This is a genomic window from Streptomyces sp. V3I8, from assembly GCF_030817535.1.
GTDB lineage: Bacteria > Actinomycetota > Actinomycetes > Streptomycetales > Streptomycetaceae > Streptomyces.
Map to the genome: position 1 here is coordinate 4,562,874 of NZ_JAUSZL010000002.1, position 24,002 is coordinate 4,586,875.

Below are 24,002 nucleotides of genomic sequence, written 5' to 3' on the forward strand. Positions count from 1 at the left end.
CGCACGACGACAGGACGGGTCTGCACCGGACAGCCTTGGAGGACATTCGGCACCAGATCAGGAGACCTTCTGCCGTGGCTACTTTCCTTTATCGACTGGGCCGTCTGGCCTTCCGGCGTCGCTGGTACGTCGCCCTGGTGTGGGCGGCCGTCCTGGCCGCGGTCGGCCTGGGCGCGATGAAGGCCCCGGCTGCCGCGGACGAGGGGTTCGCCATGCCGGGCATCGAGTCCCAGAAGGCGTTCGACCTGATGGAGCAGCGCTTCCCCGGGGCGTCGGCCGACGGCGCGACCGCCCGGGTCGTCTTCGTCGCACCGGACGGCAGGAAGGTCACCGCCGCCGGGAACAAGCGGGCCGTCGAGAAGGCCGTCACCGAACTGGGCGACGGCACCCAGGTCGCGAGCGCCGCCGACCCCTTCGAGACGCGGGCCGTCAGCAAGGACGGCACGACGGCGTACGCGACCGTCACCTACAAGGTCGAGCCCCAGGACCTGACCGACGCGAGCAGGTCCCACCTGGAGGAGGCCCTCGTCGGGGCCCGGGACTCCGGGCTGACCGTGGAGGCCGGCGGCACCGCCATGGAGGACACCGGCGGGCCGGGCGGCGCGGCCGAGCTGATAGGCGTCGCGATCGCCGCGGTCGTCCTGCTGGTCACCTTCGGTTCCCTCGCCGCGGCCGGGCTGCCGCTGCTGACCGCCGTCATCGGCGTCGGCATCAGCATGGCCACGATCCTGACCCTGGCCAGCACCTTCGGCCTGTCCGCCACGACCGGCACCCTCGCGATGATGCTCGGCCTCGCGGTCGGCATCGACTACGCCCTGTTCGTGGTCTCCCGCTACCGCGAGGAGCGCGCCAAGGGCCGTACGCCCGAGGAGGCCACCGGGCTGGCCGTCGGCACCGCCGGTTCCGCCGTCGTCTTCGCGGGGCTCACCGTCGTCATCGCCCTCGCCGGACTCGCGGTGGTCGGCATCCCGATGCTCACCAAGATGGGTCTGGCCGCGGCCGGCGCGGTCGTCGTCGGTGTGCTGATCGCGCTGACGTTCGTCCCCGCGCTCCTCGGCTTCTGGCCGAACGCCGTGCTCACCCGGCGGGCCCGCAGGAGCGGCCGGGTCGCCCAGAACACCCAGAACACCCAGAACACAGAGAACACAGAGAACACCAAGGACAACGGGGGCACGCGCTGGGCGCGGTTCGTCCTGCGCCGCCCCGTGCCCGTCCTGCTGCTCGGTGTGGTGGGCCTCGGCGTGCTCGCCGTGCCGGTGGCCGACCTGCAGCTGGGCATGCCCGGCGACGAGGCGAAGTCGACCGCGACCACCGAGCGCCGCGCCTACGACGCGCTCGCCGAGGGCTTCGGCCCCGGTTTCAACGGCCCGCTGACCTTCGTCGTGGACGCCAAGGGCGACTCCGACGCCAAGGGCGCCGTGGAGACCATCTCCGGGAAGATCGGCGGCACGGACGGTGTCGTGTCCGTCTCCCCGGCGCGCTTCAACGAGGCCGGCGACACGGCGGTCTTCTCCGTCGTGCCCTCCACCGCGCCGACCGACCAGAAGACCAAGGACCTCGTACAGACCATCCGCGACGAGCGGCCCGGGATCGAGTCGGGGACCGGGGCGACCTTCGAGGTCACCGGCACCACCGCGATGAACATCGACATCGCCCAGAAGGTCCAGTCGGCCCTGGTCCCCTACCTGGTCGTGGTCGTCGGTCTGGCGATCATCCTCCTCATGGTGATCTTCCGGTCCCTGCTCGTCCCGCTGAAGGCGGCTCTCGGCTTCCTGCTGTCCGTCCTGGCGTCCCTCGGCGTGGTCGTCCTGGTCTTCCAGCAGGGCCACGGCGCGGGCATCATGGGCGTGGAGCAGACCGGGCCGATCATGAGCCTGATGCCGATCTTCCTGGTGGGCATCGTCTTCGGTCTGGCCATGGACTACGAGGTCTTCCTGGTCTCCCGGATGCGCGAGGCGTACGTCCACGGCGAGACGCCCGAACAGGCGGTGACCAGCGGGTTCCGGCACAGTGCCCGGGTCGTGGTGGCCGCCGCGCTGATCATGATCGCGGTCTTCGCCGGGTTCATCGGTGAGAGTGAGCCCATGATCAAGATGATCGGGTTCGGACTGGCCACCGCCGTCCTCTTCGACGCCTTCGTCGTCCGCATGGCGATCGTGCCCGCCGTCCTCGCGCTGCTCGGCCACCGGGCCTGGTGGCTGCCGGGCTGGCTGGACCGGCTGCTGCCCCGCGTCGACGTGGAGGGCGAGGCGCTCAGCCGCCGCCCCGGGACGGACCGGGCCCCCTCCGACGAGGCCGACCTGGAACCGGCGCGCACCTGAGACGACCACCCTCCCCCCCCCGGGACGGGGCCGCCCGTGACGAGCGACACGGGCGGCCCCGTCGGCCGTTCGCACCCGGAAGCGTCCACGATGTCCCCGACGGATGCAGTCCACCCACCGGAGAACCCGATGTCCAGCAGCCTGGAGCGCTACACGGACCGCCTGGAGCGGTACGCGGACCGCCACCCGCGCGTCATCGACGTGGCCCTGGCCGCGGTGCTGATGGGCTCCGCGACCCTCGGCAGCTCGCTCACCCTGCCCGGCACCGACCCGCCGGACCACGACAGCGCCGGGACCATCCTCATGGGGGTGTCCTGCCTGGCCCTGCTGAAGTACCGCGGGTACCCGCGCACCACCGTCGCCGTGACCACGGTCTGCACGGTGATCGCGATCAACCTGGGATACCTGGTCACGCCCCTGCTGCTGGCTCCGGTCATGGCGGCGCTGTACTGGCTGGCCGTCCTCAGCGACGAGAGGACCACCCGCCTCCACGGCATCACCGTCATGGCGGTGGTGACGGCCGGCTCGGTGCTGTCCGACTCGTCGGACGGGCACTCGATCGTGCTCAGGACGGTCGGGCCCTTCTTCTGGCTGCTGCTGCCGATCGCCGCGGGCAACATGACGCGGCTGCGGCGCGCCTATCTGAAGGCCGTGCAGGCCCGTGCCGAGCACGCCGAGCGCACCCGGGAGGAGGAGGCGCGGCTGCGCGTCACCGAGGAGCGCATGCGGATCGCCCGCGAGCTGCACGACGTCGTCGCCCACCATCTGGCCCTGGCCAACGCGCAGGCCGGCACCGCGGCCCACCTCGCGGTCAGCGATCCGGAGCAGTCGCGGAGGATCCTCACCGACCTGACCGGGACCACGTCCTCCGCGCTGCGCGAGCTGAAGGCGACGCTGGGGCTGCTGCGGCGCAGCGACGACCCGGCCGCCCCGTCGCTGGAGCCGTCGCCCGGCCTCGACGGACTGCCCGGCCTGGTGGCGGCGTGCGCGTCGGCCGGGGTCACGGTCACGGTGGCCACGGAGGGCGAGCCGCAGCCGCTGTCACCCGGGGTGGACCTGACGGCGTTCCGGATCGTGCAGGAGGCGCTGACGAACGTGACCAAGCACGCCGCGGCGGAGACGGCGCACGTGCGGCTCGCGTACGTGGCCTCGCGTCTGCTGATCACGGTCACCAACGACGGTCCGGCGGCCGTGCCGGTCCGCCGGGCCCCGGCGGCCCCGCCCGCTTCGGCGGCCCCGGCAGCCGCTGAGCCGGGGCAGAGCCGGGGCTTCGGCGTCATGGGCATGCGCGAGCGGGCCCAGTCGATCGGCGGTGAACTCTCCGCCGGTCCCCGCCCGGAGGGCGGCTTCCAGGTCACCACGGCGCTGCCGCTGCAGCCGTCGGTGACGGAGGAGACCGGGCCGGAGGGGCCCGGGCGGGCGGAGCAGGCAGAGCCGGCGGAATCCCCGGGACCGCACGCGGCACCGGGGCCGGCGCACGCGCAGGCGGAGGCGGAGGCGGCCGACCCGGGCAGCCCCGCGGCAGGGATCTGCGACCCCCAAGAAGCCTTCCGGGCCTTCAGGGCACTCAAGGCGGCCAAGTCCGAAGGAGACAAGACATGAGCGTCGTCAGGGTGCTGCTCGCCGACGACCAGGCCCTGTTGCGGGCCACTTTCCGGATTCTGATCGACTCCTGTGAGGACATGACCGTGGTCGGGGAAGCCTCCGACGGCGCGGAGGCGGTGGACCTGGCCCGCGCCCACCACCCCGACATCGTCCTCATGGACATCCGCATGCCGGGCACGGACGGTCTGGCCGCCACGTCGGCCATCTGCGCGGACCCGGACCTGGCCGCGACCCGCGTCCTCATCCTGACCACGTTCGAGACCGAGGACTACGTCGCCCAGGCGCTGCGCGCGGGTGCCAGCGGCTTCCTGGGCAAGGACGTCACGGCCGACACCCTGCTGGCCGGTCTGAGAACCGTGGCGTCCGGCGAGGCCCTGCTCTCACCGGGGGCCACCCGCACCCTGATCACCCGCTTCCTGACGTCCCCGGCACCGGGGGGCCGGCTCGCGCCTCCGGAACGCCTGTCCGACCTCACGACGCGCGAACGCGAGGTCATGTCACTGGCGGCGGAGGGCAAGTCCAACACCGAGATCGCCGAGGACCTCACGGTCAGCCCCCTGACGGTACGCACCCACATCCACCGGGCCATGACGAAACTCGGCGCGAGGGACAGGGCCCAACTGGTGGTGATCGCCTACCAGACGGGCCTGGTGCAGGCGGATCCGACGGCACCGTGAGACCCGCCGCGGCCGGGATGTACGGGACGTACAGGACGTACGGGTCGCGGCGGGTCGGTGGGAGACCGTGGGCTCCGGTGGGCTCCGGTGGGTTCCGGTGGGGCTCCGCCGGATCCCGGCAGGCCCGGTGGGATCAGGTGCCGGTGAGGCTGATGGCCACGTCCGTGACGTTCAGGGGGAACTGGCCGACGGCCGTCGGCTCGCCGGTGAGGACGTTGACGCTGTAGAAGAACGCCCGGGTCGCGTTGTACGGCAGGAGCGAGGCGAAGGCGTCGTTCGCGATCGTCTTGCCGTTCGACAGGGTGCTGTAGATGTCCAGGCCCGCGTCCGAGCCGGCGTCGAAGCCCAGGAGGCCGGTCGTGACGAGGCTGCCCGCGTTCGGCGGCGACTGGATGACGACCTGGTCGTTGAACGTGTCGATGTCGAACAGCGTCGTCGCGGTGGACCCGACCAGGTCGTTGTTCGTGTAGCCGGCCGCGGTCACGCCCTGGGCCGCCGTGGTGGCCGGCGGGATGTTCAGCGCGCTGTCCGTGGCCGTCGTGTGGTCGTTCAGGTTGTGCCGCAGGTTCTGGCCGTAGTTGCTGATCACCCGCAGCCGGTCGGCGGCCGGGTTGAAGTCGATGTCGAAGGCCGTGCCGTACAGCGAGGTCTGCAGCTGCGAGACCTTGGTGGCGACCACCGTGTCGGTGGTGGCCGGCGGCATCTTGATCGTGTAGATGCCGCCCTTGTCGCCGACGCCGTACAGCAGGCCGTTCTGCACCCGGAAGTCGATGCCGACCAGCTTGGTGTCGCCGGCGAGCCCGTCGATCACCAGCACCCAGTTGAGCACCTTCGGGTTGTCCGTCAGGAACGTGGACATCAGGGTGCCGTCACCGGCGAGGCCGTACGCCCGCAGGCCGGGGGTGGCGGCGGGGGCGGCGGAGCTGGCGCCGGGCGCGCTCACCGTGAGCGCGGTCGCCGCGGACACGACCGCCACCGCCACCGCGATTCTCTTTCTCCATGCTGCTTTCATCATTATTTCCCTCCCGTTCGCGCGTGCCGGAAAAGTGCCGTTCCCTGTTCCTCATTAAGCCCAGGCGCCTGCGGCCCCACAAGCGGATCGCTTCACAAGTACGCCCGGATCAAGGAACTTTGCGCACGGTGACACATGCGTCCCGGGATATCCGCGGCCGATTCACCCGCGGTGACAATCGCCGACCGGTTTTCGTCTGTCGGCGCCCGCTCCGTGCTGACATGCTCATGGCTATGGGGAGTCTCTTCGCCGAGCTGGCCCGGCAGGCGTCGGCCAACGCCCGCCGCGAGGTCGAGACGTACGTGCGCGAGATCCCGGAACTGGGATCACTGGACTCGAACTCCCGGGCCAGGACCGAGACGATCGAGTACGCGGTGTGGTTCAGGCGCCGGACCGTCGAACTGGCCCCGGAGAACGGCAGGCTGACCGACGGCGACCTCGGCTACATCGCGTCGATGGGCGGGGCGCGGGCCGGCGCGGGCATGTCGCTGGACTCACGGCAGCGCGTCCTGCGTGTGCACACCGAGCTGATGCTGCGCGAGATCAACGAGGCGACCGAGGCCCAGCGCGGCGGTGACGTCGAGGAACTCATGCGGATCATGAGCTGGTTCGCCCCGCAGGGCGAGCGCGGCATCGGCGCCTACCGCCAGGGCTTCGTGACCGCGATGCGCCGCCGGTTGCCGTACGTCGCCCAGGTCGGCCTGCTCGCCCGGTCGCTGCTGTCCGGGGACCCCATGGCGGCGGAGCTCGCCCACGTCACGGGCATGGAACTCGCCGAGCACTACACGGTCACGGTGATCCGGGTGCCCGACTGCCCGCTCGACGACCGTGCCTTGGAGAACGGCATCGAGGAGCTGGTGAAGGCCCGCCGGGTGCCGGTGACCTGGAGTCCGTCGGTCCGGAGCCCGGGAGGGGACGGAGACGGAGACGGGGAGGGGATCGGACGCAGGGGTCAGGGCAGGGGCGGTGAGCTCATCGCCCTGGTGCCGGGGAGCACGGACGCCCCCGCCCCCGTTCTCGCCGGTGCCGGTGCCGGTGCCGGTGCCGGTGCCGGAGACGAGGGAGGAGGCGGAGTCGGAGGCGGAGGCGAGGAGGCCGTGCGACCGCCCGCCGTCGACGCGCTCGTGACGGACTTCGCCCCGGTCCTCGGCCGTTTCTGCGCCGTCGGTACCGCCGGCGCGCCCCGGTCCGGGCTGGCCGGCGCCCTCGACCGGGCCCGCCGGATCAGCAGGGCGGCCCCGCTGCGGCGGACGACCGCGCGACTGCGGCCGCACACGATGGCGGACGTCTTCGTCGAACTCGCCGTGGCGGAGGTGCCGTTCGTCGACGACTGGCTCCAGACGGTGGCCCGGCGCCTGCGGCCGGGCCCGGACCTGCTGCTCACCCTGGACGCGTACTACCGCCACGACATGAACCGCGGCCCCGCGGCGGAAGCCCTCAACGTCCACCCGCGCACCCTGGACTACCGGCTCCGCCGGGTGCGCGAGCTCACGGACATCGACCCGGGCTCGACGCACGGCGTCCGCGTCCTCGGCGCGGTCGTCACGCGGAGCCTGTCGGGGGCGTGGCGGATCAGCCCGTGACGTCGCCCATGACGTCGCCCGTGATGTCGTCCGGGACATCGAAGGAGGCGGCGCGGGGCACGAACGCCGTGTCGCCGTCCTCGGCCGTCGCCAGCGCCGAGATGTGCCAGGTGCCCCGGTCCAGCTCGGCCTCCTCCGCCTTCGTGACCTTCAGCGTGTACGTGCAGCGGGACGTCCCGTCCGAGACGCTCCGGCACTTCGCGTCGTCCACGGACCGCAGCTCCGCCTCGGTCGGGTCCAGCTCCGAACTCGCGGGCCACGCGATGACCTTGAGCCCGCGGACGCCCGAGTCGTCACTCACCTCCGTGGTGAAGGTCAGCGAACCCGCGCCGCCGCCGGCCGGAGCGACGTAACGCGCCGAGCTGTTCTCCAGGGCCGTCCCGGAGGAGGTGGAGGCCATGGCGAGCCCGCCGGCCGCGACCGCGCCGACGACGGCGACACCGATGAGCGACGAGACGAGAATGCGCTTGGACATGAGTGGGCCCCCTGATTTTCTGAAATTGGATACGTGGCCGCATCCGCGATTCCGCGGTACGCAACGGAATGGAGCGCGATGGAACGCAATGGAGCGCAATGGAACGGAAAGAAATCGGAGAGTGCCGCGTGGAAAAGCAGGAAAGCGCGGTGTGATTCGTTCGCTTTTCGCCGCGGTCGTTCTCCCGATGTGTTCGAGATTACGGTCCGGTGCGTCGCGCGGTCGTCGCGCCGCCGGATGAGCGGTGCCTGCAACCAGAGGTAGAGGCGGTCCGCCTCCGGTCGGATCCGGGCCGCCCGCCCGCGGCCATAGCCTTACCGGGTCATGAAATCTGCCCTCGCCGTGAAGTCCGTCGTACGCCGCGCCGACGACCGGCTGCTCCCGCTCCTGCTGCTGTGCGCCCAGGCCGTGGTGTGGCCCGGGGCGGCGCTCCTGCGCGGGTCCGCGCCCGGCGCGTCCGCCCTGCTCGTGGCGGTCCTGGTCGCCGGACCGGTGACGGCCGCGCTCGCCCTGCGGCGTACGCGCCCGGTCCCCGCCCTCGTCCTGGTCGCCGCCGCCTGCGCGCTGGGCGCCGGCCCGCTGCCCACCGGGGCGACGGCGGTCCTGGGGACCGCGGGTGTCGCACTGGCGCTGTTCACCGTGGCGGCCGAACGGGACACCTTCACCGCCGTGCTGTGCGTCACGGCACTCGCCGCCTGGCAGCTCCTGCAGAACCTCAGCCTGCACGGGCTCAGCGACCGCGACGGACTCGACCTCGTCCTGACGGCCCTGCTGTACGCCACCGCGTGCGGCGCCGGCCTCCTCGTCCGGCGCACCCGCCGGGCCCACCGGACGGCCGAGCTCCTGCTGAAGCGGGCCGAGGCCGAGCGGCACCGGCTGCCGGCGGCCGAACGGCGGCGGATGGAGAGGGAGCTGCACGACGTCAGCGCGCACCATCTGACGGCCGTGGTGGTCACGGCGGGCGCGGCCCTCGGGTTGCGTGAGCGCCGGCCGGAACTGGCCGAGGAGGCACTGCGGTTCGCGGTCGGTACCGGCCGCGAGGTCACCCGCGCGCTCGGCGCGGTACGGGCGCCTGCGCCCTCCCGGGAGGAACTGTCCCCGCCGGAGGAACGGCTGCGGGAGCTGGTCGAGGGCTTCCGCCGCCTCGACCAGCCGGTGGACTGCGAGATCGACGCGCTGCCGGACGGCGTCGTCGCCGACGCGGCCCACGGCATCGTGCGCGAGGCGCTGACCAACGTGGCCCGGCACGCGCCCGGCGCGCACACGAGCGTGCTGTGCCGGTACGGCGGCACCCGCACCGAGGTCGTGGTCACCAGCGCGGCGCCGCCGTCCGGTGCGACGGCGCACGGGGCGGGCCTCGGCGGGGGACGCGGCCAGAGCTTCCTGCGGTCCCGGGCCCGGGAGGCGGGCGGCACGCTGACCAGCGGGCCCACCGCGGAGGGCGGCTGGGAGGTGCGCGCGGTCCTGCCCGGCCGGACGGCGGCGCCGGCGGAACGGGCCGTGCCGCGGAGCTACCGCGTGGCACAGGTGACGGCCGCCGTCGGACTCGTCCTGCAGCCGCTGCTCCCGGTGCTGGTCGTCCGGTCGCAGACCGTGCCGGACGGGGCGCGGGTGTCGGCGGGCATGCTGTTCGCCCTGCTGGCCGCGGCCCAGGTGGTCGCGCTGCTGTGGCTGCGGCGGGCGCCCCGCACCGCACAGGGCGCCCTGTGCGGCCTGGCCCTGCTGTGGCCGGTGGCGATGGACGCGGGCGACTACACGGGCCCGGTCCTCCTGCCGCCCGCGCTGAGCCTCCTCGCCACGTGCGTGGCGCTCGCCGCGCAGGCGTACCGCGCGGCGGCGGACCCGGCGGACCCGGCCCGCGCGGGCGTGGAGGCGGGCGCGGACAGGGGTACGACGGGTGGGGGTGCGGGCCGGAGCGCGGACGCGGTTCCTCACGCGCTTCGAGGGCTCGCCGTCACCGCTGCGGCGGTGCATGCCGTGGCCGCTGCCGGAGCGGTCCTGGAGCGGGGTACGCCGGTTCCCGTCTGGACGGTGGTCGCGGGCTCGGCCGCCGGGGCGTGCGCGGCGGCCGGCGCGGCCCGGTGGGCCGGTGGCCTGCGCGGGCGGCGGGAACGGGCCGCCCGGGGTGCGCGGGACGAGCGCCTCGCCGCCTGGACCGGGGAGGCGGTCCGGGACGCCTGGGCCGAACGGCGCCGGATCGCCGCCGGGCTGGAGACCACCGTGCTGGCGCGCACCGCCGACATGGTCGCCCAGGCGCAGGCGGGCCGGCTCGACGTGACCGCCGAGCGCGCCCGCGAGGCCCTCACCGCGATGCGCGCCCTGCTCGACACGGTCCGGGACGGCGGGGCGGATCCCGAACTGCGGCCGCAGCCCACCCTCCAGGCCCTCGACCTGCTGGCCCACCAGTCCCGGGCCGCCGGCCGCGACGTCGAGATACGGCTGACGGACCGCGTACCGCGCCGGCTCCCCACCGCCGTGGACCTGGCCGCCTACCACGCCGCCGAGACGGTCCTCGCGGCCGGCGGGGACGAGCCCGCCCTGCTCGAACTCGACGCCGACGGAGATACGTTGACGCTGACGGCCACCGGGGTGCCCCGCGCCGCCCGCCCCGCCGTACGGGAGCTGCTGGCGGCCCGGGCCGCCGCCCTCGGCGGCACCCTGGACACCGGCCCGCCGGGCACGGTCGGCCTCCGGCTGCCGCTCGCCCCGGAACCGCGGACGCGGGAGGACGACGAGGAGAGGGAGCGATGAGCCTCAAGGTGCTGGTCGTGGACGACCAGGGCATCGTACGGGCGGGGTTCGCCGCCGTGATCGACGCCGAGGAGGACATGACGGTCGTCGGCGAGGCCGCCGACGGAGCGGCCGCGGTACGCCTGGCCGCCGAACTCGCCCCCGACGTGATCGTCATGGACGTACGGATGCCCGTGCTGGACGGAATCGCCGCGACCCGGATCATCACCGGCCGCGAGGACGCGCCCCGGGTCCTGGTGCTGACCACCTTCGACCTCGACGCGTACGTCTTCGACGCGCTGCGGGCGGGCGCCTCCGGCTTCCTGCTCAAGGACGTGCACGTGGCCGAACTCCTCCAGGGCATACGGGTGGTGGCCGGCGGGGAGAGCGTGCTCGCCCCGTCCGCGACCCGCCGGCTCATCGGCCACTACGCGTCGGCGCCGGGTGCCGGGACGCGGGCCGCCGACGGACCGGGCGGGCTGGACAGCCTGACCGGCAGCCAGCGCAACGTCCTCGCCCTGGTCGCGTCCGGCCTCAGCAACGCGGAGATCGCCGGCGAGCTCGGCATCACCGTCGGCACCGTCAAGTCCCACGTCAACGCGCTGCTGCGCAAACTGGGCCTGCGCGACCGCGTACAGGCGACGATCCTGGCGTACGACCTCGGCCTCGCCCGCCCGAACCCACCGGGCGCCACCCTTTGACGGCCTGCATCCGACCCGCATCCGACCCGCGTCCGACCCGCATCCAAGGAGTCCGCCCCGTGACCGGCAAGAGCCTCGGCCGGCGCTTCGGCCGCATGTCCCTGCGCCGCCCGATCCGCTTCCTGACCCGCCCCCTCTCCGACGTCTTCGCCCGCGTCTACCTGCTGGGCTGTGCCGCTCTGCTCGGATGGGCGCTGGTGGCGAGCGCGGGCGACGGTTCGGACGGGTCCATGGCGCTCGTCATACCGCTGTTCGCCACCGCCCCGGCCTGTCTCGTGCCGTTGCTGCTGCTGCCGGAAGGGGCCGGCCTGCTCCTGGGCTCCGTCGTCGTCGGGGCACTGGCCAACGCCATGGTCATCGGCTGGTGCGCCCGTGCACTGCGCGGGGGCCGGGACCGGGGCGCGGACCCGGTGTCCTGAGCGTGCGGCTCAGGCGGGGACGCCGGTCCTTTCCCGCTCCGTACCGGCCGGCCGCGCCGACCGCGTCCGCACACCGAAGACCGCCAGGACGACCGCCCCCACCAGCCACGTCCCGGCGATGAAGAAGAAGACGGCCCGGTACCCCTGCCCGGTGTAGAGCGCCGCGACGATCAGCGGCCCCGCGGCGTTGGACAGCCGACCCAGCCCGTAGGACACGCTCGTGCCCAGCGACCGGCTCCGCGTGTCGAAGAGTTCGGGCGAGTAGGCGTACGCGAGGGCCGTGTAGCCGCGCTCGAAGAGGTTCACCAGGAAGCCGAACACGATGATGAGCACGGGGTCGAAGGTGAGCCCGTACAGCAGACCGCACACCGCGATGACCGTACCGAAGGCGACCAGGCACCACTTGCGCTCGAACCGGTCGGTGACCAGTGACGCCAGATAGCAGCCGAGCGGTGCTCCGACGGTGGTGAGGGCCACGTAGAAGACGGACTTCTCGACGCTGAAGCCCTCCTTCGCCAGCAGGGTGGGCGCCCAGCTGGAGTAGCCGAAGAAGCCGATGGTCTGCGTCATCCACAGCACGGACAGCAGCAGGGTCGGGAGCAGGTACTTCTTCCGCAGGAGCAGCCGCAGCGGCGCCTTCGCCGAGGGTGTCCCGGCGACCGGGGGGACGGGCTCGGGAAGGGGACCCTTCTCCGCCGCGACGCTCGCCTCGATCTCCCGCAGCACGGCGTCCGCCGCGTCGTGCTCGCCCCGGCTCTCCAGCCAGCGCGGCGACTCCTTGAGGTGGCGGGCGAACAGGACGAGCAGGATGCCCAGCGACCCCCACAGGTAGACCAGCCGCCACGACCAGTCGTTGAGCGGGACGACCACGCTGGCGACGAGATTGGTGACGGGCGTGCCGCAGATACCGATGGCGATGGCGTACGCCTGGTACTTGCCGCGGATCGCCGACGGATACATCTCGTTGACGTAGACGACCCCCACGACGGTCATCGCCGACAGGCCGGCCGAGGTCAGGACGCGGAACACGCCGAGCGACACGAGGTCCCAGGAGAACACGGCCGCGAACGAGGAGACGCCGAAGAACAGCGTCGTCCACAGCAGGGCCCGTTTGCGGCCCCACCGGTCGGCGATGGACCCGGCGACGATCGCGCCGATGAACATGCCGACGAAGGAGAGCGAGGTGACGTAGGCGACCTGGTCGACGGTCAGGCCCCACAGCTTGATCAGTTTCGGCGCGGTGGTGGCGAAGCTGTTGATGTCCGCGAACTCGAAGAAGTACGCGAAGGCGACGGCGAGCAGGGTGACCTTGTGGAACCGGGAGACGGGGAGCCTGTCCAGCCGGTTCAGCGCGTTGGCTTGGTGCATGAGCGGCCCTTGGGGGAGTCGGTACGAACAGGGGGTCGGTACGAACAGGGAGGAGCGGTACGAACAGGAAGTCGGTACGAACAGGGGAGCGGTACGAACAGGGGAGCCGGCGGGGCCGGGGACGTCAGAAGTCCTCGCCGGGCCAGTACAGGCGCATCGGGTTGGCGACGAGGAGCTTGTGCCGCTGCTCGTCGGTGACCGCCACGTGGGGTATGTGGTCGACGAGGAGGCCGTCGTCCGGCATGTGATCGGTGAGGTTGGGGTGCGGCCAGTCGGTGCCCCACAGCACCCGGTCGGGGAACTCCTCGACGACCCGGCGGCCGAAGGGGACGACGTCCGTGTAGGCGTGCCGTTCGCCGTCCAGGGCGGCGGGCCCCGTCACACTGAGCCGCTCGGGGCAGCTCACCTTCACCCACACGTCATGGGCCTCGACGAACCGCAGGAACCGGGTGAACTGCGGGCCGTCCACCGGCTGCGTCACGTCCGGCCGTCCCATGTGGTCCACCACCAGCGGCACCGGCAACGATCCGAAGAAGTCCTCCAGTCCGGGCAGGTCGGCGCTCTCGAAATAGAGGACGACGTGCCAGCCCAGCGGGGCGACCTTCTCGGCGATGGTGCGCAGGTCGTCGGCGGGCGAGGTGTCCACCAGCCGCCGTACGAAGTTGAAGCGCACCCCGCGCACGCCCGCCGCGTCGAGTGCGAGCAGCTCGCTCCCGCCGATGTCGGGACGGACGGTCGCGATGCCGCGCGCCCGGCCGCCGGCCGACCGGACGGCGTCGGCCATGGCGCTGTTGTCCGCGCCGTGGCAGGTGGCCTGCACGATGACGTTGCGGGCGACGCCCAGGTGGTCGCGGAGCGCGAACAGGTCCTCCTTGCCGCCGTCGCAGGGCGTGTACTTGCGCTCGGGCGCGAAGGGGAACTCCGCCTGCGGACCGAAGACGTGGCAGTGCGTGTCAACGGTCCCGGGCGGCAGCCGGAAGGCGGGCGCGGACGGATCCGCGTACCAGTCCAGCCAGCCGGGCGTCCTGGGGGAGAGGGAGGTCATCGGCCGCCTCACCGCCCCTGTCGCTCGAGCAGGGCGTCCAGGCGCGGGTACACCGCGCGGGCGTTGTGCTCCTGGACCGCCGCCAGGTCGTCCGCGGACAGGCCGGCGGCCTCGGCGTACCGGCGGGTGTCGTCGAAGTGGTGGCCGGTGCACGGGTCGACGTCGCGGACCGCGCCGATCATCTCCGAGGCGAAGAGGAGGTTGCGGGCCGGGACGACGTCGTACAGGAGGTCCGAGCCGGGCTGGTGGTAGACGCAGGTGTCGAAGTAGACGTTGCCCAGGACATGTTCTTCGAGCGGCGGCTTGCCCAGTGCCATCGCCAGGCCCCGGAAGCGGCCCCAGTGGTAGGGGACGGCGCCGCCGCCGTGCGGGATGACGAAGCGCAGGGTGGGGAAGTCCGCGAACAGGTCGCCCTGGACCAGCTGCATGAAGGCCGTGGTGTCGGCGTTGAGGTAGTGCGCGCCGGTGGTGTGGAAGGCCGGGTTGACGCTCGTACTGACGTGGATCATCGCCGGTATGTCGTACTCCGCCATCTTCTCGTAGAGCGGGTACCAGGAGCGGTCGGTGAGCGGCGGGGAGGTCCAGTGGCCGCCCGAGGGGTCGGGGTTCAGGTTCACCGCGACGGCGCCGTACTCCTCCACGCAGCGGGTGAGTTCGGGGACGCAGGTGGCGGGGTCGACGCCCGGCGACTGCGGGAGCATCGCGGCCGGCACGAACCGCTCCGGGTACAGCCGGGCGACCCGGAAGCAGAGTTCGTTGCAGAGCGCGGCCCAAGCGGCGGAGGTCGCGAAGTCCCCGACGTGGTGGGCCATGAACGACGCGCGCGGCGAGAAGACCGTCAGGTCGATGCCGCGCTCGTCCATCAGCCGCAGCTGGTTCGGTTCGACGCTCTCGCGCAGCTCGTCGTCGCCGATGCGCAGGCCGGCGCGGGAGGGGGCGGCCGACGGGTCGGCGAGGGAGGCGACCTGCCGGTCGCGCCAGGCCGCCAGGGCCGGTGGGGCGGTCGTGTAGTGACCGTGACAGTCGATGATCATTTACGGCGTCCTCCACGGGCTGCTCTGCTGCTGGGTGCCGTGCAGCCTCGCTCCGCCCCGCGCCGCCGGACGAGGGGGCCGGACACAGAACTAACGTCCCCTTAACACTGCGGCGGGTGCGGGACCGGTGTGGTCTACATTCGGTTGTGCGGCTACGGGGAGTGGCCGCGGCGAACGGAAGTGCCGTGGAGCGGCCGAAGGAGGTGGACAGGGTGCAGGTACTGCTGGCCGAGGACGACGACGGTGTGGCGGCGGCGCTCGTGGAGGTCCTGTACGACCACGGCCATGTCACCCGGCGGGTGCGGTACGGCAGGGACGTCCTCACCTACCACCGCAGCTCCGACCTGCTCCTTCTCGACCTGGGCCTGCCCGACACCGACGGCCTGGAGGTGCTGCGCGCGCTGCGGGCGGTGAGCGACCTGCCGGTGCTGGTGCTGACCGCGCGCGGCGACGAGCGCTCGGTGGTGCGCGGGCTGCGGCTCGGCGCCGACGACTACCTCGTCAAGCCGGTGCGACTCGCCGAACTGCTCGCCCGCATCGACACCGTCACGCGGCGCAACACCGCGGCCGGGCGCAACGCCACCACGAGCGCTCCCGCCGCACGGACGGTCCGCGCCGGTGACGTCGAGGTGGAACTCGACGCGCGCCGGGTCCGGGTCGCCGGGACGGAGGTCGAGCTGACCACGAAGGAGTTCGACGTCCTCGCCGCGCTGGCGGGGCGGGCGGGCACCGCGGTCAGCCGCGAGCAGGTCCTGGACGAGGTGTGGGGCGACGCCCACCACGCCGTGTCCCGCTCCCTGGACGTCCACCTCACCCAGCTGCGCGCCAAGCTGCGCCGCCCCGACCTGCTGACGACGATCCGCGGCTTCGGCTACCGCTTCGGCGACCTCGACGGGGACTGAAGCGTGCGCTTGAGGACCGACAGGGACTGAAGCGTGCGCTTGAGGACCGACAGGGACTGAAGCGTGCGCTTGAGTACCGACAGGGACTGACAGGGGCCGAGGGGGGACTGACAGGGACGGGAGGAGCCGACGCGTGCGCACCAGGGTCCAGGCCGCACTGCTGCTGTTCGTCGTGATCGCGGTGGCCGCGTTCGCCGTGCCGCTGCTGCTCTTCACCGCGTCCGACCGCACCCAGCAGCTGGTCCTCGCCCGCAGCGCCGACCTCGACCGCTTCGCGTCCCTCATGGACCAGGCCGCGGCGACCGGCGACACCTCGGCCGTCGCCGCCGAGGCACGCCGCTACACCGAGCTGTACGGGGAACCGCTGGTCGTCACCGACACGCGCCGCAACCCGGTCGTCCAGACCGGCGGCATGCGGGCCGTCGACCCCGCCGTGACCCGGCTGCTCGACGCGGCGCTGCGCAACCAGACCGCGCACCCCTCGGGCGCGCTACGACCCTGGTCACGGGGGTACCGGATGTTCGCCGAGCCCGCCGGTACCGGGACCCGGGTCTCCGGGGCCGTGGTGCTGCGGGCCTCGGTGGGCACCGCGTCGGAGGAGATCACCCGCCGCTGGGCCGCCGTCCTCGCGGGCGCCGCGCTGGCCGCCGTCGCGTGCACGGTCCTCGCCCGGGTCGCGACGGGGTGGGTGGTCAGCCCGCTGCGCCGGCTGGACCGGGCCGTCGGCCGGCTCGCCGCGGGGCTCCCGCCCGAGCAGACCCTCCCCCGCTCCCCACTTCGTCCGAGCGGGGCGACCCCCATGGGCGGCCCGCCCGAACTGCGTCAGCTGACGATCGGCTTCAACCGCATGGCGCGTACGGTCACGGCCGCCCTGGAGCAGCAGCGCAGGCTCGTCGCCGACACGTCCCACCAGATGCGCAACCCCATGGCGGCGCTCCGCCTGCGCGTCGACGCCCTGCACACGCATCTGGTCCCGTCCGGCGAGCGCACGTACAACGGGGTCACCACCGAACTGGACCGCCTGGAGACCCTGCTCGACGACCTGCTGGCCCTCGCCACCGCGGAGCACCGGGCAGGGGAGCTGACGGTGACCGACGGCTCGGGCGTGCATTGCGACGCGGCGGCGGTGGCGGCGGACCGGCACCGCCTGTGGGAACCGGTCGCCGAGCGCGCGGGATCCCGCCTGACCCTCCGGGCCGCCCCGGCCGCCGCCCCCTCGGTCCCTGTCCTGGCCGCCTGCACGGAGCGCGAACTCGCCCAGGTCACGGACATTCTCCTGGACAACGCCATCAAGTACGCGGGTGAGGGCGCGTCGATCTCCCTCCACTGCGCCGCCGCCGCCGGGTCGGGCTCGGGCTCCGGGTCCGGGTCCGGCTCCGTGGTTCTCACGGTGACGGACGACGGCCCCGGCCTCGGCACGGAGGAACTGGCCCTGGCCACGACGAGGTTCTGGCGCGCGGGCCGCCAACGCCACGACGGCACCGCGGGTACGGGCCTGGGCCTGGCCATCGCCGAACAGCTCCTGGCGGGCCGCGGCGGCCACCTGGAACTGGCCCCGGCCGAACCGAGAGGGCTGCGGGTGCGGGCGGTGATCCCCGGAGCGGAGCCGGGTCCGGCGCCGGACCCGGGTCCGGAACCGAGGCCGGGGCCCGGACCGCGGCCCCCCGGCGCCCGGGGCGCGTACGGCGGCACGCCATGACGAATCCGAACCCGAACCCGAACCCGAACCCGCACTCGCATCAGCCTTCGCGTCTTCCGCCGGTCGGCCGCCGTACCCTCCTCCACGCCGCCCTCGGCACCGCGGCCGCCGCCGTCCTGGGCGGTGCGCTCACGGCCGACGCCTCGCGGCAGCGGCCCGGACCGAGCGGTGTGCTGCGCGTCGCGACCGGCGAGCCGACCGCCTTCTACGAGGCGTTCGGCCGCCTCCTCACCGCGGAGGTCGAGTCGGCGTACCCCCGGCTGCGCTGCCGCGTCCGCACCACCGCGGGCAGCCTCACCAACATCGAACTGCTCCGTGACCGTCGCGCCGACCTCGCCCTCGTGCTCACCGACACCGCGCTGGCCGCCCAGGGCACCGACCTCTTCCCGCGCCCGGTGCCGCTGCGCGCGATCGGCCGGGTGTACGAGACCTACCTGCAGTTCGTCGTCCGCGCGGACTCACCCGTGCGCGAGGTGTCCGACCTTGCCGGGCACACCGTCTCGCTCGGCGCGACCGGTTCGGGCGCGGCCGTGCTGGGCGAGCGGCTCCTGCACGCGGCGGGCCTCGCCCCCGGCACCGACGTCCCCGTGCTCCATCTCCCGCTGGCCGACGCGGCCGACGCGATGCGGAGGGGTGCGGCGGAGGCGCTGATCGTCGCGGGCGGCGTACCGCTGCCGGATCTGACCGCGCTCGACGAGAGCCCCGGGCTGCGGTTCCTGCCGCTGGCCGGGCTGCTGCCGAGGCTCGGTGGCGGCGAGGGACTGGCCGGTTCGGGTCTGGAGGAGGTGTCGCTGCCGCAGGGCGCGTACCGGTCGGCGGGCGGGGTCGCCACCATCGGCGTGTCCAACCTGCTGGTGTGCCGTCCCGACCTGCCCCGTGCCGTCGCAGAGGCGCTGACCCGTCTGCTGGCCCGGCGCGCGACCGCCCTCGTACCCGACAACGCGGTCGGCGCACAGTTCCTCGATGTCGGCAGCCTAATCGGCACGGGCGGTGTCGCGCTGCACCCGGGGGCGGCGGAGGCGTACCGGGCGCTGCACGGCTGAAACCGCGGGGGAGGAGCGGGGGCGCGTAAGGGGCGCGCGGGAGGAGCATCGGGGGGCACGGGAGTCGTGCATCAATTCGAGTACACGCCCCCCGGATGACAAGGGCTTTCCAGGATCGTTCGGCTGCCGGCTTCCCGCCTCGTGATGGATTCGGAGATTGCCGGCGGGGGGGGGCCTGCGCGACCGTTCCCCGAACCGCTCCGTCCGCGGCGGGACGCGTACCGGCCCGTCCTCGTGCGGCGCACGGAGACCGGCGGGGAAGCGGCCTTCGCCGCGCTGCTGGAGTCGGGCGAGGTGCGCGAGGTGCACGACCGCATCGACGACCGGTTGGAGGAGCTGGTGGGCTGCCTGCGGCCGGGTGATCCGCCGGACGCGCGGGACCTGGCCGCCGTGGTGACCGAGCTGCGCGCGGGCGTCGAGCCAGGGCCGCCGGCACGACGCCACCACGTACGCGGCCCTGTCCCCGCAGTGGTGCGCCACGGCCACTCCGCGGGAACGGGCCGTCCTCGCCATGGACGGCACACTCCTGCCGGCCTGACGGCTGGGCCGGCGGCGGGGCGGCGGGCAGGATGACCCCATGACGAAACTTTCCGTACGGTCGGTCCGCCGTGGCTCCTCCGGTTCGGTGCTGTCGTTGTGGTCGCAGGACTCCGTGCTGTCGATCGGCTCGGTGGGTTCGGTCCTGTCGGTGGGCTCCGTCGGGTCGGCCCTGTCAATCGGCTCGATCGGCAGCGCCCTGTCGGCGGGCTCGATAGGTTCCTCCCTCTCGCTGCTCTCCACCGGGTCGTGGCTGAGTACGGGCTCGCTGTTCTCGGCGCAGTCGCGGTGGTCGGTGCTGTCGTGGCGCTCCACCGGCGGTTTCCTGGCCGTGGGAGGAGCCGTGGGGATGGCGGGAGTGGCGGTCGGCGGCGCTTTGCTGATGACGCGGATGCTGCACGGGGCCGACACCGGCACCGACTGAACCCTGGGCCCTGGGCCCCGGGCCCCGGCCCCGGCCTCGGGCCCCGGCCTCCGGCCTCGGGCTCCGGCCTCGGGCTCCGGCCCTGGGCTCCGGGCTCCGGGCTCCGGCCCCGGGCTCCGGGCTCGGGCCTCGGACTCCGGCCCCGGGCCCCGGGTTTCGGGTTCCGGACCTCGGACCTCGGGCCTCGGGTCCCGGCCCCGGGCTTGGGCTTGGGTCTCGGGCCCCGGCCCCGGCCTTGGGTCTCGGGCCCCGGCCTCGGACTCCGGCCCCAGGCTCCGGGTTTCGGGTTCCGGACCTCGGGCCTCGGACTCCGGTCTCGGCCTCGGGCGCTGGCCCCGGGCTCCGGCCCCGGGCTCCGGCCTCGGACTCCGGCCCCGGGCTCCGGCCCCGGGCTCCGGGTTTCGGGTTCCGGACCTCGGGCCTCGGACTCCGGTCTCGGCCTCGGGCGCTGGCCCCGGGCTCCGGCCTCGGACTCCGGCCCCGGGCTTCGGGCTTCGGGCTTCGGATTCCGGGCCTCGGGCTCCAGGCACTGGGCTCCAGGCACCGGGCACCGGGCCTTGGGCTCCGGGCCCCGGATCCGGCACTTCGTATCCCGGGCACCCGGACCCCGTATCCCGCACTCCGGGCCTCGCGATCGCCCCCGCGCCCCCGCCGTCCCGCCGTCCCGCCGTCCTGGGCGTCACGGCCGTGCCGTGTCGGGTCTCGTCGACGACCCCGGCGGGACCGGCGCCCGCGTCTGCGGTGTCCGTCATCTCCGTGGCGTTGCGACGGCTGTCGCGCGAAGGTGCTCGATGCCGGTGTCGAGAGCGGCCTTGAGGTGGGTGGACGTGGATGGCGGCAGGACGGCGGTGGCGGTGGTGGCGTAAGCCGCGGATGCGACGGGGGCGGGGGCGGTGATGGGGATGGGGATGGGAGCAGGGCGCGTCGGCCCGACGGGGCGGATGGTGACCCGCCCATCGGGCCGACGCGGCCGACCTGACGGGCGACGGTCCGGTGGACCGCCCGGCGCGACGAACCGCGCCGGGCGTTGACAGAGGGCGTGCGAAGGGACCGCACTCCGCATTCCCACCACCCGAGCCCTTTTCCGTCGTGACACTCCCCCATGGGCCCCTGTGCGCCCCTCGGTCACTCTTCCGGGCGCGTGACCGACGCCACAACAATGGTCCCTCACGCCCCCGCTCCTGGCAGTGGTGGCTACACCTGTCCGAGCCGGGGGGAACGGCGCGGGGCAGTCATCAGGCAGGAAGGCGGCCCGACGGCCGCCGAAAGAGGCGGCAGCCATACCGCCGGGGGGCAACAACAGCATGTCCGATTACATGACCCCTGCCGCCGGGCATCCGGTCGCAGCGGAGACGGGCCCGACAGGCCCCGCACATCGTCAGCGAAGCCGCCGGGGGAACGCCGCCGGTCACCACACGAGGGGCCGACGTGCGCACGGCACCCATCGGCGTCGTCTGGTCAGCCAGGGCGCGGCTCCGCTGATGGAGACCGTCGTGATCCTCCCCGCCCGGAACGAAGAGGACGGCGTGCTGCCGGCGCTCGACTCACTTGCCGGGCAGAGCTCCCCACCCGACCTGATCCTCATCGTGGTCAACAACTCCTCCGACCGCACCGAGGAGTTCGCTCGTGGGTTCGCCGACCGGCCCGGAGTGCCGCGTACGGTCGTCTTCAACCTGCCGGAGAATCCGCACAAAAAGGCCGGCGCTCTCAACCACGGCATCCACTGGCTGCACAGCGCATCCGGGGGGCTGGCGGCCACCGCGAAATACCTGCTGGTCATGGACGCGGACACCAGCCTGCACCCGAGGTTCCTGGAACGGGCGCGCAACGTCATGGCTTCCGACCGGCGGCTGGGCGGGCTCAGCGCCACCTGCCTCGGCCGCACCGGACTGTGGAAGAACCTGTGGCAGCGCTACCTCCTGGGAATGCAGATCATGGAGTACGGGCGCTATGCCCGTGGCCGCTACCGCTTCGGTATCCACAGCATGTCGGGAGCCGGCTCCTTCTACCGCACCGAGGCCTTGCTGAGCATCCTGCGCTGGCGCGGAGAGGTGTTCTGGGAGGACCACGCCAACCTCGTGGAGGACTACGAGACGACGCTCGCGCTGAAGGAGGTGGGCTGGAAGGTCACGGCCAACCAGCACTGCATCGCCTACACCGATCTCATGCCCACGCTGCGAGAGCTGATCGGCCAGCGCGAGCGCTGGGGGCGTGGCACGGTCGACACCCTGCGGCGGCGCGGCTGGACCAGGTACACCTGGTTCTCCATCACCAGCATGGTGCTCGGCTTCGTCGGCTTCCTCTACACGCTGGGCTGGCTCGCCACCTGGACCGGTGTGATCGCCGACAAGGGCTTCGTCCTGGACCCGGTCTGGCTGTGCCTGGTCGTCTTCTGGATCGTGTACGCGGCCTTCCGCACCCGCCACCTCGGCTGGAAGGGCGTCCTGGTCGACGTACTGATGCTGCCGGGACTGGTCTTCTCCACCGTGCGGGCCTACTGGTTCGTCTCCTCGGTCCTGAAGTCGTACGTCACCCGCGTCTCCGCCTGGCAGTGACCGGTTCGGGCACAGCCACGTCCTCTCGTGCCCGGATCCACGAAACCCGGCCGTACAACCGAACCGAACCGAACCGAACCGATGCGAACCGATGCGAACCGATCCGATGCGACCGACAGGTCGCCGAAAGGAACACGATCGTGAACTACCTCAGCGGTACCGGAACCGGTCTCGTCACCGGAGGGGCCTCCCTCGCGGCCACCGGAACGTCCTCCACCGCCGGCCTGCTCGTCGCGGCCAGCCTGGCCCTGGTGATGGGAGGGCTGGCGACCTACACCGCGGCCGCTCGCCGTCGGCGTCGTGATGCCAGCGCGGCCGGCCACTGAGCCGCGGCCCAGGAGACCCGTGGCCGTGAGCCGGCGCGTGGGCCGCACAAGGACACCGGACGTCCGGTGTCCGACTCGGCCACGACCGGACGGGTCGCACTCGAACATCACGGGTGGACCTGGTCCGACAGCACGAATCGGGCACGGCCCGAGCCGCGGATCCGTTCAGCTGAAGGGAACGGCCTCCGTGGGGGAGGTGTGCCAGTTGGTGACGATCGGGTCGTCGACCGTGATGGTGCCGACCGGCAGGGAGACCGGGTCGGGGTCCTCGTCGCCGACGGCGACGATGATGCTGTCCAGCTCCTTGCCACCGTCCGTGCTGGTGGTCTTCGGATTCACCCCGGCGTACGCGACGGTGCTCCCGCTCAGCTTGATCTGCTCGCCGACGGACTGCTCCGCGGGCCCCGCCTCGGTGCCGTCGGATCCGAACGCCACGGTCGGGAGCTCGGCGGGCAGGTAGCAGGTGATCCCCGACTTGGCCTTCGCGACGATCAGGATGTAACCACCGGCCTGGGTCTCGGACTTGGTGCTCCACGAGATGTCGTTGGCGCCGCAGACCTGTCCGACCTGCTCGCGCTCACCGTTGCCGGTGTCGGCGCCGGAGCCCTTGTCCGCGCTCTGCTCGCTCCCCTTCCCGCCCTCCTTCGCACTGCCCTTCGCACTGCCCTTCGCACTGCCCTTCTCGCTGTCCTTCCGGTCGCTCCCGGCCGACGAGCCGGACGGGGTGGCGGCATCGTCCGCCGGGCTCGCGGAGGAACTCCCCGAGGCGCCGGTGTCCGTGTCCGCGTCCGCCTCCTGGCACGCGCTCATCAGCAGGGCGCCGCCCACGACAGCTGCGGTGACGAGGATGGCCCTGCGACGGATGCCGAACATGAAGTCCCCTTTGGTGAAACGTAGTTGAGGCCGTAGCGGAGTCGCCCGCTCGGCGCTCGCTCGATCACTATGAGGGGGCTGCGACCCGAAAGGATCCCGACGGCTCCGTTCCAGGACAACGCCGTCACGGACTGGTGACATGATCACGAACGGCCGCACCGGCCCTGCCCGGCTTCGGAGCCGGGCACGGGCTCAGGAAAGCCGCCCGGCCTCATGGAGCGCGTCGAAGACCATCCCGTCGACGGCCGAGACCCGGTTCCGATCGGCGTAGCGGAACCAGGCCTTCTCGGCGATCTCCCGCGAAGGAGTCAGCCCGCCGCGGTGATCGGCGGTGTAGCAGATCATTCGGAAGGGACCGTGCTCCGGGTGGCCCGCGTGGATCTCGAAAGTGCCGAAGTGCACCATGGAACCGGGGACGATCGCCGCCCGCAGTTCTTCGTCGATCTCCCGCACCAGGGTCTCGCTGTCGGACTCGCCCGGCTCCCGATGACCGCCCGGGAAGTAGAAGCGATCCCTTCCGTGACTACGCGTCACCAACACCAGGCCGTCCCGGACGAGGACCCACGCCACCTTCTCCGGCACACCCCTGCCATCCACCATGACCGGACCGTAACGGAGCGCATCGCCTGCGTCAGCATCGTCCACGACTGAGGGGACCTGTTCCAGGCCGGTG

Annotated in this window: 21 protein-coding genes; 14 read left to right on the forward strand and 7 right to left on the reverse strand. The window is 72.9% G+C overall.

The features are described 5' to 3' along the window. Positions 1-74: 74 nt before the first annotated feature. From QFZ75_RS20260 to QFZ75_RS20270, 3 genes are all read left to right on the forward strand, one after another. Complete coding sequence (locus tag QFZ75_RS20260) at positions 75-2,321, forward strand: MMPL family transporter (protein WP_307538880.1); 2,247 nt, start codon at positions 75-77, stop codon at positions 2,319-2,321. Positions 2,322-2,450: 129 nt separating this feature from the next. Beyond that, positions 2,451-3,923, forward strand: a complete 1,473-nt coding sequence (locus QFZ75_RS20265) for a sensor histidine kinase (protein WP_307538882.1) — start codon at positions 2,451-2,453, stop codon at positions 3,921-3,923. Next, positions 3,920-4,603: a response regulator transcription factor gene (locus QFZ75_RS20270; RefSeq protein WP_307538883.1), complete on the forward strand. Its 684-nt coding sequence runs from the start codon at positions 3,920-3,922 to the stop codon at positions 4,601-4,603. Before QFZ75_RS20265 ends, QFZ75_RS20270 begins: the two co-directional genes overlap by 4 nt. A 133-nt stretch (positions 4,604-4,736) precedes the next feature. On the opposite strand, the gene QFZ75_RS20275 is transcribed toward QFZ75_RS20270, so the two are convergent. Then, entirely contained in the window at positions 4,737-5,615 is an 879-nt protein-coding gene (locus QFZ75_RS20275; protein ID WP_307544616.1) for a DUF4394 domain-containing protein, read from the reverse strand. 233 nt (positions 5,616-5,848) lie between these two features. Between QFZ75_RS20275 and QFZ75_RS20280 the strand changes: the two genes are divergently transcribed. Next, positions 5,849-7,198 carry a CdaR family transcriptional regulator gene (locus QFZ75_RS20280; protein WP_307538884.1) on the forward strand — a complete coding sequence of 450 codons (1,350 nt, stop codon included), beginning with the start codon at positions 5,849-5,851 and terminating at the stop codon, positions 7,196-7,198. Here QFZ75_RS20280 and QFZ75_RS20285 read toward each other — a convergent pair. Next, positions 7,188-7,673, reverse strand: coding sequence for a DUF5707 domain-containing protein (locus tag QFZ75_RS20285; protein ID WP_307538886.1), 486 nt, complete (start codon positions 7,671-7,673; stop codon positions 7,188-7,190). The two genes, QFZ75_RS20280 and QFZ75_RS20285, sit on opposite strands and share 11 nt — an antisense overlap. Positions 7,674-7,997: 324 nt before the next feature. On the opposite strand from QFZ75_RS20285, the gene QFZ75_RS20290 reads away from it, so the two are divergent. From QFZ75_RS20290 to QFZ75_RS20300, 3 genes are read left to right on the forward strand one after another with little or no spacing between them, the layout of a single operon-like run. Next, a complete protein-coding gene (locus tag QFZ75_RS20290) occupies positions 7,998-10,424 on the forward strand; it encodes a histidine kinase (protein WP_307538887.1) in 2,427 nt (808 codons plus the stop codon). Further along, entirely contained in the window at positions 10,421-11,104 is a 684-nt protein-coding gene (locus QFZ75_RS20295; RefSeq protein ID WP_307538888.1) for a response regulator transcription factor, read from the forward strand. Before QFZ75_RS20290 ends, QFZ75_RS20295 begins: the two co-directional genes overlap by 4 nt. A gap of 59 nt (positions 11,105-11,163) precedes the next feature. Continuing rightward, entirely contained in the window at positions 11,164-11,523 is a 360-nt protein-coding gene (locus QFZ75_RS20300) for an SCO4225 family membrane protein (protein WP_307538889.1), read from the forward strand. A gap of 9 nt (positions 11,524-11,532) precedes the next feature. Here the strand turns inward: QFZ75_RS20300 and QFZ75_RS20305 are convergent, their stop codons facing one another. From QFZ75_RS20305 to QFZ75_RS20315, 3 genes are all read right to left on the reverse strand, one after another. Next, positions 11,533-12,891: an MFS transporter gene (locus tag QFZ75_RS20305; RefSeq protein ID WP_307538891.1), complete on the reverse strand. Its 1,359-nt coding sequence runs from the start codon at positions 12,889-12,891 to the stop codon at positions 11,533-11,535. A gap of 124 nt (positions 12,892-13,015) precedes the next feature. Then, on the reverse strand, positions 13,016-13,936 hold the full coding sequence (locus QFZ75_RS20310; RefSeq protein WP_307538893.1) for an amidohydrolase family protein: 921 nt from the start codon (positions 13,934-13,936) through the stop codon (positions 13,016-13,018). An 8-nt stretch (positions 13,937-13,944) separates the two neighbouring features. Beyond that, positions 13,945-14,970 carry an amidohydrolase family protein gene (locus QFZ75_RS20315; RefSeq protein ID WP_307538895.1) on the reverse strand — a complete coding sequence of 342 codons (1,026 nt, stop codon included), beginning with the start codon at positions 14,968-14,970 and terminating at the stop codon, positions 13,945-13,947. Positions 14,971-15,182: 212 nt separating this feature from the next. Between QFZ75_RS20315 and QFZ75_RS20320 the strand changes: the two genes are divergently transcribed. The 7 genes from QFZ75_RS20320 to QFZ75_RS20350 all read left to right on the forward strand — a co-directional run bounded on the left by QFZ75_RS20320 (position 15,183) and on the right by QFZ75_RS20350 (position 22,456). Further along, on the forward strand, positions 15,183-15,872 hold the full coding sequence (locus QFZ75_RS20320; RefSeq protein WP_307538897.1) for a response regulator transcription factor: 690 nt from the start codon (positions 15,183-15,185) through the stop codon (positions 15,870-15,872). 133 nt (positions 15,873-16,005) lie between these two features. Further along, entirely contained in the window at positions 16,006-17,571 is a 1,566-nt protein-coding gene (locus QFZ75_RS20325; protein ID WP_307538899.1) for a HAMP domain-containing sensor histidine kinase, read from the forward strand. After that, a complete protein-coding gene (locus tag QFZ75_RS20330) occupies positions 17,568-18,614 on the forward strand; it encodes a TAXI family TRAP transporter solute-binding subunit (RefSeq protein WP_307538901.1) in 1,047 nt (348 codons plus the stop codon). Before QFZ75_RS20325 ends, QFZ75_RS20330 begins: the two co-directional genes overlap by 4 nt. A 234-nt stretch (positions 18,615-18,848) precedes the next feature. Further along, entirely contained in the window at positions 18,849-19,187 is a 339-nt protein-coding gene (locus QFZ75_RS20335; RefSeq protein ID WP_307538903.1) for a hypothetical protein, read from the forward strand. 4 nt (positions 19,188-19,191) lie between these two features. Further along, on the forward strand, positions 19,192-19,575 hold the full coding sequence (locus QFZ75_RS20340) for a hypothetical protein (protein WP_307538905.1): 384 nt from the start codon (positions 19,192-19,194) through the stop codon (positions 19,573-19,575). A 1,493-nt stretch (positions 19,576-21,068) separates the two neighbouring features. Beyond that, a complete protein-coding gene (locus QFZ75_RS20345) occupies positions 21,069-22,130 on the forward strand; it encodes a glycosyltransferase family 2 protein (protein WP_307538907.1) in 1,062 nt (353 codons plus the stop codon). 140 nt (positions 22,131-22,270) lie between these two features. Further along, positions 22,271-22,456 (forward strand): hypothetical protein, encoded by a 186-nt coding sequence (locus tag QFZ75_RS20350; protein WP_307538909.1) that lies wholly within the window; start codon positions 22,271-22,273, stop codon positions 22,454-22,456. Positions 22,457-22,621: 165 nt separating this feature from the next. Here QFZ75_RS20350 and QFZ75_RS20355 read toward each other — a convergent pair whose 3' ends face one another. Then, entirely contained in the window at positions 22,622-23,329 is a 708-nt protein-coding gene (locus tag QFZ75_RS20355; protein ID WP_307538911.1) for a DUF4232 domain-containing protein, read from the reverse strand. A gap of 192 nt (positions 23,330-23,521) precedes the next feature. Further along, positions 23,522-23,929 carry an NUDIX domain-containing protein gene (locus tag QFZ75_RS20360; RefSeq protein ID WP_307544618.1) on the reverse strand — a complete coding sequence of 136 codons (408 nt, stop codon included), beginning with the start codon at positions 23,927-23,929 and terminating at the stop codon, positions 23,522-23,524. Positions 23,930-24,002: the final 73 nt, after the last annotated feature.

Bases quoted from the DNA above. Each gene is read 5' to 3' on its own strand.
- QFZ75_RS20330 (WP_307538901.1), top strand. From the start codon at position 17,568: ATGACGAATCCGAACCCGAACCCGAACCCGAACCCGCACTCGCATCAG.
- QFZ75_RS20290 (WP_307538887.1), top strand. From the start codon at position 7,998: ATGAAATCTGCCCTCGCCGTGAAGTCCGTCGTACGCCGCGCCGACGAC.
- QFZ75_RS20310 (WP_307538893.1), bottom strand. From the start codon at position 13,936: ATGACCTCCCTCTCCCCCAGGACGCCCGGCTGGCTGGACTGGTACGCG.
- QFZ75_RS20295 (WP_307538888.1), top strand. From the start codon at position 10,421: ATGAGCCTCAAGGTGCTGGTCGTGGACGACCAGGGCATCGTACGGGCG.
- QFZ75_RS20280 (WP_307538884.1), top strand. From the start codon at position 5,849: ATGGGGAGTCTCTTCGCCGAGCTGGCCCGGCAGGCGTCGGCCAACGCC.
- QFZ75_RS20265 (WP_307538882.1), top strand. From the start codon at position 2,451: ATGTCCAGCAGCCTGGAGCGCTACACGGACCGCCTGGAGCGGTACGCG.
- QFZ75_RS20355 (WP_307538911.1), bottom strand. From the start codon at position 23,329: ATGTTCGGCATCCGTCGCAGGGCCATCCTCGTCACCGCAGCTGTCGTG.
- QFZ75_RS20275 (WP_307544616.1), bottom strand. From the start codon at position 5,615: ATGAAAGCAGCATGGAGAAAGAGAATCGCGGTGGCGGTGGCGGTCGTG.
- QFZ75_RS20270 (WP_307538883.1), top strand. From the start codon at position 3,920: ATGAGCGTCGTCAGGGTGCTGCTCGCCGACGACCAGGCCCTGTTGCGG.
- QFZ75_RS20340 (WP_307538905.1), top strand. From the start codon at position 19,192: ATGACGAAACTTTCCGTACGGTCGGTCCGCCGTGGCTCCTCCGGTTCG.
- QFZ75_RS20315 (WP_307538895.1), bottom strand. From the start codon at position 14,970: ATGATCATCGACTGTCACGGTCACTACACGACCGCCCCACCGGCCCTG.
- QFZ75_RS20285 (WP_307538886.1), bottom strand. From the start codon at position 7,673: ATGTCCAAGCGCATTCTCGTCTCGTCGCTCATCGGTGTCGCCGTCGTC.
- QFZ75_RS20360 (WP_307544618.1), bottom strand. From the start codon at position 23,929: ATGGTGGATGGCAGGGGTGTGCCGGAGAAGGTGGCGTGGGTCCTCGTC.
- QFZ75_RS20305 (WP_307538891.1), bottom strand. From the start codon at position 12,891: ATGCACCAAGCCAACGCGCTGAACCGGCTGGACAGGCTCCCCGTCTCC.